The organism is Microbacterium sp. Root61, assembly GCF_001427525.1.
GTDB lineage: Bacteria > Actinomycetota > Actinomycetes > Actinomycetales > Microbacteriaceae > Microbacterium.
Map to the genome: position 1 here is coordinate 2,133,701 of NZ_LMGU01000001.1, position 13,731 is coordinate 2,147,431.

Sequence of the window (13,731 nt, forward strand, 5' to 3'; positions counted from 1 at the left end):
GGGTCTCATAAAACGGACAACTTTGTTTCACTCATCAAAACTCGACATGGCCCACGCATTGACGCGTACGCGATCGAACTCCTAGATTGTGAAACGCAGCGTTACACTCACTGAAACGCGCAACCGACCACGGATAGGACGCGGACGAATGTCGAAGACAGAGTGGCCCGAGTCGAAGCGCATGTGGGAGCGTGCGAAACGCTCGCTGAGCGGCGGCGTCTCCACAGGGCTCCGGGCGGCGGCGAAGCCTCACCCGATCTTCTTCACGGGCGGCGAGGGCGCCACGATGACGGATGTCGACGGAAACGTCTACATCGACTATGTGATGGGCTGGGGGCCGAACATCCTCGGACACGGCAACGCGCGTCTTGTGCGGGCTGTGACCGAGCAGATCTCCCGCGGCGCCACTTACGGGTCGGGGCATCGCTACGAGTTCGAGGCCGCCGAGGCACTCTTGGCCATCTACCCGGATTTCGAGCGTGTGCTCTGGTCGAACACCGGGACGGAAGCCGACCTCGCGGCGCTTCGCATCGCGCGTGCAGCGACGGGCCGCCAGCGCTTCGTGAAGTTCACCGGTCACTACCACGGCTGGTCGGACACCATGCTGCTGGGATACCGCTCGTTCGACGGCGCGGGCGGCCTCGTCCCGGAGACCCGGGGACAGTCGGCCGATGCGTTGACTCAGGTCGAGCTCGTGCCCTGGGGCGACGCCGCGGCTCTGCGTGCCCTCCTGGAGAAGGATCACGACATCGCAGCGGTGCTCCTCGAGCCGGTACTGTGCAACTCCGGTGTCATCGTCCCGCCGCCGCAGTTCCTGCAGGAGGTGCGGGATGTGTGCACGGAGCACGGAGTGGTGCTCATCTTCGATGAGGTCATCACTGGGCTGCGCATCTCCCCCGGCGGCGCCGTCGAGCGCTTCGGGGTAGTACCCGACATGGTGGTGCTGGCGAAGGCCGTCGCCGGCGGACTCACCCTCGCGGCGATCGTCGGCCGTGCCGACCTGTTGGATCTCACCATGCAGGGCGTGACCCACGCAGGCACCTACAACGGCAACCCCCTCGTTCTCGCTGCAGCTGTCGCCACCATGCAGGAGCTCAGCGCCCCGGGCGTCTACGAAGACTTCGAGCGTCGAGGCGCCCGGCTCGCCGACGGACTCCGCGCGGCGCTCAGCGCTGCCGGCCTCGTCGGTGCCGTCAACCAGATCGGCCCGGTCGTCCAGATCGGCATCGGAGTCGAGCGGATCGAGACCACCGCGGACTTCTTCGCCGTGGACTCCGCACGCTACGACCGTGTCGCGGTCGCCCTCCTCACCCGCGGCATCTTCGTCATGCCCGGCGGCCGCCTTTACCTGTCCACCGCGCACACCGACGTGCAGATCGAGGCGACCATCACGATCTTCACCGAGGTCCTCGCCGCGGAAGCCGCGGGAACGCTCGCAGCGGCCGACGCGGTCGCATCATGACGACGCCGCGCGTCGCGTTCGTGGCGGTCTTCCACGAGACGAACACCTTCTCCTCCGGCGAGACCGGCCGCGACGGTTTCGCCGCGCGCTGGTACCGAGGTGGGCAATTGCACGACGCGTTCGCCAGCACGAAAACGGTCGGCGGCGGCTTCCTCGACGGCGCCGCCGAGGCTGGCATGACCGTGGTGCCCGTCTTCGGGGCATTCGCGACACCCTCCGGACCCGTGACCCGCCCGGCGTTCGACGACATCCTCGCGGAGATCGAGCAGGGGCTGACGGATCTCGAGGTCGACGGCATCCTGCTGGAGCTGCACGGCGACCTGTTCGTGTCCGGGTCGGAGGATGCCGAAGCGGAGATCGTTTCGCTGGTGAGTCGGCTGCAGCCCGGGCGGCCGATCGCCGCCGTGACGGATCTGCACGCCAACGTCTCTGTTCCTAGGCTCACCGAACTCGCGATCCTCGTCGGGTACCGCACGAATCCGCACGTCGACACCTGGGCGACCGGTCGCCGAGCCGCGCTGCTCCTCGCCGACGTCATCGCCGGCCGCCTGGCGCCGGTGCGCGAGCATGCCGGGCTGCCCATCGTCGCAGCCCCGTCCGTCCAGCAGACCGCCGATGAACCATTACGCAGCTTGATCGCACTCGCCGACGAGCTGGAGGCCGACCCGCGTCTGGTCGACGTGACGGTCCACGCCGGCTACGCCTACGGCGACTCCGCCTCGACGGGTATGGGCTTCTCTGCGACAGCGGATGCCGCCCATCGCGCTGCCGCCCGCGACGCTGTCGATCGGCTGAAGGCCCTCGCCGCACGCACCGCCTCCGTGTTCCGCACGTCGTTCCCCAGCGCTGCCGACGCGATCCTTGAGGCCGTCACGGCGCCGGGACTGGTCGCGATCGCCGATACGGGTGACAACATCAACGGCGGCTCGCCCGGTGACACGACCTGGCTGTCCCACCTGGCCATCCGGCATCCCGAGCGTCGATTCCTGACGACCATCGCCGATCCGGCCGCCGTTCAGATCGCTCGCACCGCCGGCGTCGGCGCACGCGTGTCGCTCTCTCTCGGCGGACACGCCTCGACGACGAGCGGCGAACCGATCACGGGCGAGGCGGAGGTGCTCGCGATCACCGATGGCGTCTTCCGCAATGAAGGGCCGATGGCGACGGGCAACCGCATCGACATGCACGGCGCGGCCGTCGTGCGCATCGCGAATCTCACGGTGCTGATCCAAGGCAGCGCGACACAGCCGAACGACAGCGCCATGTTCCGCTCCGCCGGCATCGACCTGAACGACGTCGACGTCGTCCTACTCAAGGGCGCCGCCGCGATCCGTGCCGATTGGTCCCCCCGCGTGTCACGCATCATCGACGCAGGCACCCTCGGCGAGACCGACCAGGTGCTCTCCCGACTGGACTACCGTCGCGCGGCACTGCTTCCTGCGCCGGCCGTGCTCGTCGAGCATCAGGACGTGGCCGGCGCCCCCGCGATGTTCCCGTCGGCGGCTCGGATCGGCGAGCGCATCATCGTGGTGTGGTCGGACACTCCCGACGGCTGGCCCGGCGGCCGCGCGCTCGGCTCATGGTCCGACGATGACGGACGTACCTGGTCCGCCCCGGTGGTCGTGGCGACCCCCGCCCCCGGCGAGGCCTCGGTGGTGAGTGCGCTGTCACTGACCCCGCGAGCGGACGGAACCGTTCGCTTCGCCTACAACGGCGTCACGTGGCCCACGCCGAACGCGGCCGATCGGATCGCCACGGTGTCGTTCACGGACTCCACCGACGGCGAACGGTGGAGCGACCCGATCACCCTGCAGTCGCCGTACGCGTTCCCCGCGGTCTACGGGGAGATCGTTCCGGTCCCCGGTGGCGAGATCATGCCGATCTGGGGCCGTCGCTCGAGCGATGAGCACTGGCGCGCCGGAGTCTGGTTCGCCGAGGACGGAACGACCTGGCAGGAGCACGGGAACGTCGGCTGGGCGCCGGTGGCCGCGCTCGACGAGCACTACGTGGACGACGGCAGCCAGAATGTCGATGACGACATCGCCGAGCAGATCTCGCAGCCCAGGTTCCGACCGCACGATGCGACGGGCGGGTTCAACGAGACCTCGATCCAGCGGGTGAGCGACGGCGCACTGCGCGCGATCGTGCGCCAGCAGGGCGTCGCGGGTGCGAGCGACCCGCTCATGCTCTTCACCACGGCATCCGGTGACGACGGAAGAACCTGGTCCGCCCCGACGGAACTCGGATTCACTGGCATGTCCCCGTGCCTGAGGGTTCTTCCGGATGGGCGACTACTGCTGGCCTACCGCCGTACCGTGCCCACCGTGGCCGACACCGCTGCGGTCGAGGTGCGGATCGGCAGTCCGGATGCCGCGCGCTGGTCGCTGCCGCTGCCGCTGCCCACCGGCTCGGACGAGCCGCTGCCCTACGAGTACCAGGTGGGGTACCCGAGCATCGTCACCTCGGTCACCAGTGGGGAACACCTCGTACTTCACTACAGCTACCGCGATGGCGAGGGCAGGCTTCTACGGCTGGCTCGCATCCGTGTCCCGGAGCTCGGCTGACATGACACCGGCGGGTCTCGTCCTGACTCCCTCGATCGCTCTTGTCGGGGGCGGCAGCTTGGGAGCGGAGCTCAGCCACGCGTGCGATGCGAACATCTATCTCGTGCACGACGATGAGGACGGCGTCCTCATCGACGCCGGATGCGGCCTCGGCACCCCCGATGTGATCGCCAACGTCCAGGCCGTGGCGCCATCCGTCCGGATTTCGAGCATCCTCGTGACCCATGCGCACGCCGACCACGCGGCCGGTGCGGCCTCGCTCGCTGCCGCGACCGCGGCCGATGTGCTCGCCACGGCGCATGTCGGCGCCGTACTGAACGGCACGAACCCCGCCGCCTCGGGCCTGGAGGGGGCGAAGGCGAAGGGGATGTACCCGGCCGAGGTCGCGTTCACCGCGGTCCCGTCGATCACCGTTGCGGACGGCCACGAGCTGCGGCTGGGACGGATCGCGATCACCCTGCTGCTGACCGAGGGGCACGCCGACGGCCACCTCACAGCCGTCATCCGGGAGCCGGACCGGATCGTGTCGGTCTGCACCGGAGACCTCGTCTTCGCGCGCGGCCGCGCAGCGCTTCTGGATGACTCGCCGGAGACCGACCTCACCCGTTGGGAGGCCTCGGTCCGCCGTGTTGCGGATACCGAGCCCACTCGCCTCCTCCCCGGTCACGGTACGCCCGTGCTCCGCCGCGCCGGCGCGCACCTTGCCCTCGCGCTGGACCCCCTCTCCCGGGGCCTGGAGCCGCCGCGCTTGATCGACACCGATGCCCGCCCGCGAAGGGACCACTCATGACCGTCATCGCCGTCAGCGGCTTCGGATCCATCGGCCGTCGGCACGCCCGCGTGCTCAGCGCCATGGAGGGCGTGGAGGTCGTCGTGCACGACCCGGTCGCGCTCGGCGAGGATGTCGGTTTCCCGGTCGTCGCGAACCTCGACGACCTGGATGCGCACCGTCCGGATGGCATCGTGATCGCCAGTCCTGACGAATACCACTTGAGCGGCGCGACCTGGGCGGCGGAACGCTGGCTTCCCGTGCTGCTGGAGAAGCCCGTCGCCGACACGATCGCGGCGGCCGAGAGCCTCGTCACGGCCACCGCCGAGCGGTGCGCCGTGCTCGTCGGGTACGTGCTGCACCATTCCCCCGTGTTTCAGGCCGCGGCAGCCTGCATCGCCAACGGCGGCATCGGCATCCCGATCTCCGCGCACGCCGATCTCGGCGCCTACGAGACGCTCGTGGTGGCCCGCAATCGGTTCGCGGAGCCTCGGCACGACCGGATCTTCGTCGACTACAGCCACGAGTGGGACTACCTGCGCTGGTTCCTCGGGCCGCTCACCCCGCTCGCCGCGCACGCGCGCGACTTCGAGGGCATCCGAGAGCACACGGAGCACCCGAACAGCGTGGACGCACTACTGCGTGCAGGTGACGTGGGCGTCACCGCCCATCTGGACTACGTGCGTCGCCCTGGTCGGCGGGTGTGCACGGTGATCGGTTCCGAGGCGAGTCTCACCGTGGATGCCGGCGGCGATCTGACGATCCGGTACGAAGAGACGGGCGAAGTCAGCACACAGTCATACGCCGAGCCTCGCGATGCCATGTTCGCGCGCCAGGCGATGCACTTCCTCGCGGTCATCCGTGGCGAGGAGGAACCGGCGGTGACGGCGGCCGACGGGTTGGCGGCACTGCGCACCGCGGACGCACTGACCCGGTTGGCGCACCGCTGACGGCGCGCCAACCGGTCACAATGCGCTGCGCAGTTCCCGCACGACGGCGTCGCCGCGCGCCGTGTCGATCATGAGGTTCGTGAGATACGCGAACCCGAGCCCGAGGCCCGGATCGGCGAATGCCACCTGCCCGCCGGCTCCGTCATGACCGAACGCGGCGAGCGAGGTCATCGGGCGAAGATCGGAGGCCAGGGCGACGCCCGCGCCCCAGCGGTGGTACGGCGGCGGGGCCGTCGGGTACTCCGGCGCGCCTTCACCACGTAGCGCCGTGAGCGCCGCTCGCGCGGACGACGAGAGCAAGGGCTCGCGGGGATCGACCACGGCACCCCAGAACCGGGCCACAGCATCCGCCGTGGCGAGGCCTGCGGCTCCCGCGAGTCCGGAGGCGATCACCGCCGGGTCGTCGAAGCCCACGTCGCGATCGGTGAGCCGCGCAGGGAAAGCGCCACCGAACGTGGCGAAGTGCACGACGGCTTCGGCGATGTCCGGGGCGATCGCCATGGCCGGTGCGGAAAGGTCGCCCAACACGGGGCGCGCCCGCCGCGCGGCGGTCTCGGCATCCGCACCGAGCCACAGGTCGATGCCGAGCGGACCGGAGATCTCCTCCGCGATGAAACGGCCCAGTGTCCGACCGTCGATGCGCAGCATGAGCTGCTCCGTGATGACACCGTGCGAGAGCGTGTGGTAGCTGTATCCGGTGCCCGGACGCCAGAGCGGAACGCGGCCCGCGATGTTCTCCGCGAGCGTATGCCCATCGATGGCCTCGGAGAGGGTGAGGTCACGGTCCGGACCCGGTACGCCCGCCCGGTGCGCCAGTGCGTCGCCGACGGACACATCCGACTTGCCGGCGACACCGAACTCGGGCCAGTAACGCGCCAGGGGCTCATCCAGCGAGCCGAGGAGCCCACGATCGAGGAGCATCGCGATCGCCACGGCGGCGACGCCTTTCGTACAGGAGAAGATCACGGCCGGGGTGTTCGCCTCCCACGGCCGATCGAGGTCTGCGGCGCCGCTCTGCACACTGACCACGGCCCGACCTCCGAGGTGGACCGAGAGGGCGGCGCCCGCCCGTTCGTCCTTCACTGTGGCGGCAAAGGCGTGGACGACGTTGTCGAAGCCGGAATCCCAGTGGCCGCGGATTCCTTCGATCATGGGCGCGCGAGGACGGCGACCGCGTCCAGCTCGACCTTGACCGACTCCAGCGGGGACACCCAGGTCGTCCGCGCCGGCCGAGGGTGTGCGAAAAGCTCGCGATAGATCCGGTTGTACTCGGGGATCTGGTCTTCCGCCGTCACGAAGGCGCCGATGCGGACGACGTGGCGCAACGACGATCCTGCCGCGACGAGGAGCGTCTCGAGGTTGGCCACGCAGCGACGCATCTCCTCCTCGAAGGTTCCGGAGATGATGGCTCCGGTCTCCAGGTCGACCGATGCCTGACCCGACACGTGGACGAGCCCGCCGGCGATCACCGCGGGGGTGAAGTTCCGATCCTCTCGCGCGCCCAGGTAGGTGATGTCTCCCACGGTGCTCAGTTCCACGGTGCTCCTTGTGTGTCGTTCTGGTCGTTTTGGGTGTGCGGCGGTCGCGCTCATGCGCGCCGAGTGCCGAGCTCGAACAGCACGTCACCCGGTGACACGATCGCCTGAGTGCGCAGCACGGTGATCACACCGCCGGCCGGTGCCGTGCAGACGAACGCATCGGATCCGTCGCTGTCGATCACGCGGCCGATCACCTCGCCCGCGGCGACATCGTCCAGCAGAGTGCGCTGAGTGACGAAGAACCCCGCCCGCGGCGTCGACGCGGCGCGGTCGACGTCGCCGTTCCCGTGCAGCCGCAGCGTGGTGGCGCGGCCCTCCGGCGCGTCGTCGACCATGTCGAGGTGCGCGAGGATCCGCAGCACGCCATCGCGGTAGTCGCCGAGGGTCTCCGCGGTGAGCACGCCGCCGCGGGGCGACTCGACGTAGAGCGCCGGGATGCCGAGTTCCTGTGCCGTGCTCACGGTACGGCCGATCCCGTTCGCGGGGTGCGTCCACACCGTGCCCGCACCGAATGCCTCGCACAGCGCGACGGCGAGGTCGCAGCCGGGCGAGCCGTCGTCGAGGCATCCCGCGAAGAACGGCATGTCGGTGTCGGGCGACGACGTGTGCAGGTCGATGAGCACGTCCGCTCCGGTGATCAGGCGATCGGCGATTGCAGCGGCGAGCTGCTCGGTCGGCTGACCGTCGGCGGCACCGGGGAACACCCGGGCGAGATTCAGTCCGTCGACCGGGCTGACGCGAAGATTCGCCGCGTGCGCGGCCGGATGCGCGACCGGCAGCAGTCGCACGCGGCCCGCGATGAGCGGCAGACCCTCACGTGCGAACTGCGCGAGCGCGACGATGCCCGCCACCTCGTTGCCATGGATGCCGGCGAGCAAGGTGACGGTCGGACCCGGCACCCCGCTGTCGAGGTGGAACACCTCCAGGACGACGCCGTCCGCGGTGCGAAGCTGCTCGCTGCTCGCGGCGATCACGAGGCGACCTCCTCTACTTGGAAGGCTGTACGCCCGGCGTAGTAGACCGCGCGGTCACGCGTCCCGCGCTCGCTCGGGTCGTTGATCGGCACGGCCGACAGCAGCGCTTGCGTGTACGCGTGCTGGGGATGGTCGAACACCTGCTCCACCGGTCCGCTTTCCACGACTTCACCCAAGTGCATCACGAGCACCTCGTCGGCGATATGCCGCACCACCGACAGGTCGTGCGAGATGAAGATGTACGCGACACCGGACTCGGCCTGGATGTCCTGCAGGAGGTTCACGATCTGCGCCTGGATGGACATGTCCAACGCTGACACGGGCTCATCGAGCACGAGCAGCTCGGGCTTGAGCGCGAGTGCCCGCGCGATGCCGATGCGCTGCCGCTGACCTCCGGAGAACTCGTGCGGATAGCGCGTGCCCTGGGCCGGGGTGAGGCCGACGATATCCAGCAGCTCCGTCACCCGGGCGCGCTGCGCGGCGGCGTTGCCGAGGCGGTGGATGCGCAAGCCTTCGCCGATGATCTCACCGGCCGTCATCCGGGGGTTGATGGCGGCATACGGGTCCTGGAAGACGAACTGCATCCGCTGCCGCAACCCGCCCGCGAGCCGGCGGTCGGAGAGGTCGGTGATGTCCTGGCCACGGAACTCGATCCGCCCGGACGTCGGCCGGTAGAACCGGTTCACCGTGCGCGCGAGCGTCGATTTCCCCGATCCGGATTCCCCCACCACCGCGACGGTGCGTCCGCGTTCGACCGTGAACGAGACATCCTCGACGGCTCGGATCGTGCCCTTCCGACCGGCCGCGTCGCGGACGGTGAACCGCTTGGACAGCGACGTCACCCTCAGGAGGGGCGTGGCATCCACAGTGGTGTCGGTCATCGGTCCTCCTCCGCGGATGCCGGTACCCCGACCCGGCGCAGTCGTCGCTCCGAGGCATCCATTCGTGGGCGGCAATCCAGCAGCTCGCGGGTGTAGTCGCTGGTCGGGTTCGCGAAGAGATCGAACACCTCGGAGGTCTCCAGCACGCGACCGCGTCGCATCACGACGACCCGATCGGCCATCTCGGCGACGACACCGAGGTCGTGGGTAATCAGGATCAGCCCGATGCCGAGATCTCGCTGCAGGTCCCGCAGCAGATCCAGCACCTGGGCCTGCACCGTGACGTCGAGGGCGGTCGTCGGCTCGTCCGCGATGATCAGCGGCGGGTCGTTCGCGATGGCCATCGCGATCATCGCGCGCTGCCGCATGCCGCCGGACAACTCATGCGGGTACTGGCGCACCCGCATCGTCGGGTCGGGGATCCCGACCCGTTCGAAGAGTTCCACGACGCGGGCGAGAGCGGCGCGCTTGGACACGTGCCGGTTGTGGGTGCGGATCACCTCGGCGACCTGCGACCCGATGCGCGTCACGGGGTTGAAGGAGCTCATCGGGTCCTGGAAGATCATGCCGATCCGCCCACCCCGCACGCGGTCGAGTTCGCGCGGGCTCAGCGTGTACAGATCCACGCCGTCGAACATCGCCGTTCCGCCGCGCCGTACCGCGGTCTCGCGCGGCAGCAGTCCCAGCAGGCTCGACACGGACACGCTCTTGCCGGAGCCCGATTCTCCGACGATGCCCAGGCATTCGCCCCGTCCGACCTCGAACGAGACGCCGTCGACGGCGGTGACGGTGCCCGTCTCGGTGCGGAAATCGATGGACAGGTCCGTGACCTGGAGCAGTGGTGCGCTCACTTCATCCTCCTCGGGTCGGCAGCGTCGCGTAGTCCGTCACCGAGGAAGTTGACGGCCAGCACCGCGACGGCGATGAGGATGCCCGGGGGCAGCCAGAGCCAGGGCATCGATTGCAGGATCGTGAGGGACTGCGCTTCGTTGAGCATGTTGCCCCAGCTCGCGGTGGGCGGCTGCACACCGAGGCCGAGGAACGAGAGCGTGGCCTCGAGCAGGATCGCCTGGGCGATGAGGAGGGTCGCGACCACGGTGAGCGGCGCGACCACCGCGGGGAGGATGTGGCGGCCGAGCACCCAGAAGCTCGATCCCCCGAGTCCCTTCGCCGCCACCACGAACTCCTGCTCGCGCAGCGACAGTGTCGCTCCGCGGACGATGCGGTAGGCCTGCGGCCACTCGAACAGGGCGAGGGCGATGACCAGTGTCTGCAGGCTCGGGCCGATGAAGGCCACGACGGCGGTGAGGATGATCAGCGTCGGGAACGACAGCACCACGTCGGCCATCCGCGAGAGGACCGCGTCGACCGGTCCACGCAGGTATCCGGCGATCGCCCCGAGGAGCGCACCGATGGCGGCCGCGCCGATCGTCGCCGCCAGCGCCACGGTGAGGGAGACGCGTCCGCCGGCGAGAAGGCGTGCGAGCACGTCGCGTCCGGCGGAGTCGGTGCCGAGCGGATGCTCGGGAGTCGGAGGTTTCCGGGAGGCGAAGACATCGACCGCATTCGGGTCGACGGGGTACAACATCGGCCCGAAGACGGCGATGACGATGAGCAGCACCAGCACGATCGCCCCGGCGACCGCGAGACGGTGCTTGGTGAAGCGGAGGACGGCGAGGCGCCTCGGCGAGAGCGGGGCGACGGTGGCCACGGTGGCGGTCTCGGTCATGTCACTTCACCCGGATCCGTGGGTCGATGGTCGCGTAAAGAATGTCCGCGATGAGGTTGCACAGCAGAACGAGGACCGCCACGAACAGCACGAAGGCGAGGATCACGGGGTAGTCGCGGGCCATGATCGAGTCGATCGCGAGCTTGCCCATGCCGGGCCACGCGAACATCGTCTCGATGACGACCGTCCCGGCCAGCAGCACCGGGATCTGGAGCGCGATCACGGTGATGAGCGGGATGGAGGCGTTCTTCAACGCGTGGCCGAACAGCACCTTGGTGCCGCCGATCCCCTTCGCCCGTGCGGTGACGATGTACTCGGAGTTCAGGGCGTCGAGCATGCTCGCCCGCGCGTATCGGACGTAGGGGCCGAGCATCACGAGGGCGAGGATCCCGCCGGGGAGGATCAGGTGCATCAGCTGATCGCCGATGTTGCCGTCGGATCCGAGTGATTCCATGCCGGAGGTGGGCAGCCATCTCAAGGTGAGACCGAAGATGAAGATGCCGAGAAGGGCGAGGAAGAACGGCGGCACCGAGATGGCGAACAGGCTGAACCCGGTGATCGTGTAGTCGACCCAGGAGTTCTTGCGGATGGCGGCGAGCATGCCCATCACGATGCCGACGATCACCGCGACCACGAGGGCGGCGCCGACGAGGCGTGCCGTGGCGCCGAGGCGTTCCATCATCAGGGTGTTGACCGGGCGTCCGCTGGAGAGGGAGAAGCCGAGGTTGCCGCTGAGAAGCTCGCGGAGCCACGCGAAGTACTGGACGACGAGCGGCTGATCGTACCCGAGGCGTTCCCGGATGGCCGCGAGTGCGGCCTCCCGATCGCCGACGAAGTTGACCGGGTCGACCATCACCTCGATCGGGTCGCCGGGCATCATCCTGAGCAGGGTGAACAGCAGCATGCTGATCCCCAACAGGACGACGATCGCGATGAGGACGCGGGTTGCGATATAGCGAAGCACGTCGTGCGGTGTTCCCCTCTACGGCGGTGCGGTGGTCTGGAACGGCGTCGGAGGGCTGCGGAGCTGTGTGACTCCGCAGCCCCCCGGGCGCCAGGTTTCAGCCGGTGATCGACCAGTTCGGCGCGCTGTAGAAGGCGTCCGTCAGCAGTCGTCGCGGTTCGAATCCTTGCAGCTTGTCGCTGACGCCGAAGATGACAGTCGGCGAGGACAGCAGGATCATCGGTACTTCTTCGTTGACGATCTGCTGCGCTTCCGCATAGATCTTCTCGCGCTCTGCCTGGTCGGGCTCACTGAGGCCCTTCGTCAACAGTGCATCAAGCTCCGGATTGCAGTATGCCTGGATGTTGGTGGCAACGCCGCACATCAGGCGGATGTTCATCGAGGACGGGTCCACGACGAAGTTGCCGTATCCGGAGATCAGCAGCTGGAAGTCGCGTGCTCCGATGGCAGCGGTCTGGCTGGCCGCATCGAGCTGGCGGACGACGGCGTTCATGCCGACCGCCTTCAGCTGCGCCGCGACGATGTCGAGGGTGAGGTCGCGATCCTTCTGGCCGGGAACGATCTCGAGGGTGACCTCGCGGCTCGCATCCCAGTTCGCCTCGGCGAGCAGTTCCTTCGCCTTCTCCGGGTCGTAGGCGTACTCTTCGAGACCGCTCGGCACGGCCCACTCGGGTCCGTGAGCGAGCACGTTGACGACCGTACCCTCGCCGTGGAACACCTCGTCGATGATCCCCTGCCGGTCGATCGCGTACAGCATCGCCTGGCGCACGAGCGGGTCGGCGAGTTCGGGGTGGGTGTCCATTGCGGTGTGCAGGGCGAGCACTCCGGCGCCCGGTGCGCTCTCGACGGTGATGCCCGCGATGCTGCGCACCGTTTCCACATCCACTGCCGGGACGCTGCTGAGGTGCAGTTCACCGGTCTGCAGCTGGGCCTGGGCGGCATCGCTCGTAAGCGTGGAGGCGAAGACCCGGTCGAGCTTCAGTTCACTGCGGAACTCGGGGTTGGCAACGAACTCGAGCTGCGAGTCCGAGACCCACTTGGAGAAGACGTATGGCCCCATGCCGGCCGTCGGCTCACGGAACCACTCGTTCTCCAGCATTCCGGCCGGATCCATGTCCTCGAGGGCGTGCTTGGGGAGGATCCAGCCGAAGTTGAATGCACCCGGAAGGAAGTTGCCGAGGAACGTCGCGTCCGGAGTCACCAGGCTGAACGACACCGTATCGGCATCCTCCGCGACAAGGCCGGACAGGGTGTCGGCGGTGCCTGCCTTGACCTCGGCGTTGCCGACGACGTTCGTCAGGAAGCCGGCCGTGGACGATGTCGCCGCCGGGTTCGCGTGCAGGTTGTACGTGAAGACGACGTCCTCGGCGGTGAACGGCTCGCCGTCGCTCCACTTCAGATCCGGAATGAGGTCGAAGGTGACCTTGGTTCCATCCTCCGACACTTCCCACGACTCCGCGAGGCGGCTCTCATAGTCGCTTGTCTCGAGATTCCAGCCGATGAGCGTGTCGAAATGCAGCGACTCGATGAGTTCGTCGCCGCCGATGCCCGGCTTGAGGGTGTTGAAGCCGGCCGGCTGCTGGTAGAGCGCGACGTGGGCGTCTCCCCCGGAGGCAGTCTCTTCCGCGGGCGGGGGTGTCGACGTCGTCGGGCCGCAGGCCGCGAGCGTGAGGGTTGCGATGGCTGCCACGGATGCAAAGATCGCGGCTCTTCTCAGGTATGGCACGGACTTCTCCTCAGGTGCGAGTGCTGCTGCTGGACAGTGTGTGGCCGTCAGGGTCCCGTTTCGTCTAATGAAATGAACCGTTCTGATTAGCACGAATCTAGGGAACGAACCCGTTGCGCGCAAGTGTTCGTCGCCAATAACTCTTTGACAGCTGTCCCACCAAATGCAATGCTG

Annotated in this window: 12 protein-coding genes; 4 read left to right on the forward strand and 8 right to left on the reverse strand. The window is 68.4% G+C overall.

Annotated features, from left to right (window positions below; genetic code table 11):
- The first annotated feature begins 148 nt into the window (after positions 1-148).
- From ASD65_RS10340 to ASD65_RS10355, 4 genes are read left to right on the forward strand one after another with little or no spacing between them, the layout of a single operon-like run.
- Complete coding sequence (locus ASD65_RS10340; protein ID WP_056222097.1) at positions 149-1,462, forward strand: aspartate aminotransferase family protein; 1,314 nt, start codon at positions 149-151, stop codon at positions 1,460-1,462.
- The gene (locus tag ASD65_RS10345) at positions 1,459-4,026 is read left to right on the forward strand and encodes a M81 family metallopeptidase (protein WP_056222100.1); all 2,568 of its coding nucleotides are present in this window, start codon (positions 1,459-1,461) and stop codon (positions 4,024-4,026) included. Before ASD65_RS10340 ends, ASD65_RS10345 begins: the two co-directional genes overlap by 4 nt.
- A gap of 1 nt (position 4,027) precedes the next feature.
- On the forward strand, positions 4,028-4,816 hold the full coding sequence (locus ASD65_RS10350; protein WP_056222103.1) for an MBL fold metallo-hydrolase: 789 nt from the start codon (positions 4,028-4,030) through the stop codon (positions 4,814-4,816).
- Complete coding sequence (locus ASD65_RS10355) at positions 4,813-5,745, forward strand: Gfo/Idh/MocA family protein (RefSeq protein ID WP_056222107.1); 933 nt, start codon at positions 4,813-4,815, stop codon at positions 5,743-5,745. Before ASD65_RS10350 ends, ASD65_RS10355 begins: the two co-directional genes overlap by 4 nt.
- Before the next feature lie 15 nt (positions 5,746-5,760).
- On the opposite strand, the gene ASD65_RS10360 is transcribed toward ASD65_RS10355, so the two are convergent.
- From ASD65_RS10360 to ASD65_RS10395, 8 genes are all read right to left on the reverse strand, one after another.
- Positions 5,761-6,897 carry a serine hydrolase domain-containing protein gene (locus ASD65_RS10360; protein WP_056222109.1) on the reverse strand — a complete coding sequence of 379 codons (1,137 nt, stop codon included), beginning with the start codon at positions 6,895-6,897 and terminating at the stop codon, positions 5,761-5,763.
- On the reverse strand, positions 6,894-7,283 hold the full coding sequence (locus tag ASD65_RS10365) for a RidA family protein (RefSeq protein WP_200948649.1): 390 nt from the start codon (positions 7,281-7,283) through the stop codon (positions 6,894-6,896). Before ASD65_RS10365 ends, ASD65_RS10360 begins: the two co-directional genes overlap by 4 nt.
- 50 nt (positions 7,284-7,333) lie before the next feature.
- A complete protein-coding gene (locus tag ASD65_RS10370; RefSeq protein ID WP_056222111.1) occupies positions 7,334-8,257 on the reverse strand; it encodes a succinylglutamate desuccinylase/aspartoacylase family protein in 924 nt (307 codons plus the stop codon).
- The gene (locus ASD65_RS19315) at positions 8,254-9,138 is read right to left on the reverse strand and encodes an ABC transporter ATP-binding protein (protein WP_056222114.1); all 885 of its coding nucleotides are present in this window, start codon (positions 9,136-9,138) and stop codon (positions 8,254-8,256) included. Before ASD65_RS19315 ends, ASD65_RS10370 begins: the two co-directional genes overlap by 4 nt.
- Positions 9,135-9,989: an ATP-binding cassette domain-containing protein gene (locus ASD65_RS19320; protein WP_056222117.1), complete on the reverse strand. Its 855-nt coding sequence runs from the start codon at positions 9,987-9,989 to the stop codon at positions 9,135-9,137. The genes ASD65_RS19315 and ASD65_RS19320 overlap by 4 nt, the downstream gene beginning before the upstream one ends.
- Entirely contained in the window at positions 9,986-10,867 is an 882-nt protein-coding gene (locus ASD65_RS10385) for an ABC transporter permease (protein ID WP_056222119.1), read from the reverse strand. The genes ASD65_RS19320 and ASD65_RS10385 overlap by 4 nt, the downstream gene beginning before the upstream one ends.
- 1 nt (position 10,868) lies before the next feature.
- Entirely contained in the window at positions 10,869-11,831 is a 963-nt protein-coding gene (locus ASD65_RS10390) for an ABC transporter permease (RefSeq protein ID WP_056222121.1), read from the reverse strand.
- Between the two features lie 97 nt (positions 11,832-11,928).
- On the reverse strand, positions 11,929-13,521 hold the full coding sequence (locus ASD65_RS10395) for an ABC transporter substrate-binding protein (protein ID WP_056222124.1): 1,593 nt from the start codon (positions 13,519-13,521) through the stop codon (positions 11,929-11,931).
- Positions 13,522-13,731 lie beyond the last annotated feature (210 nt).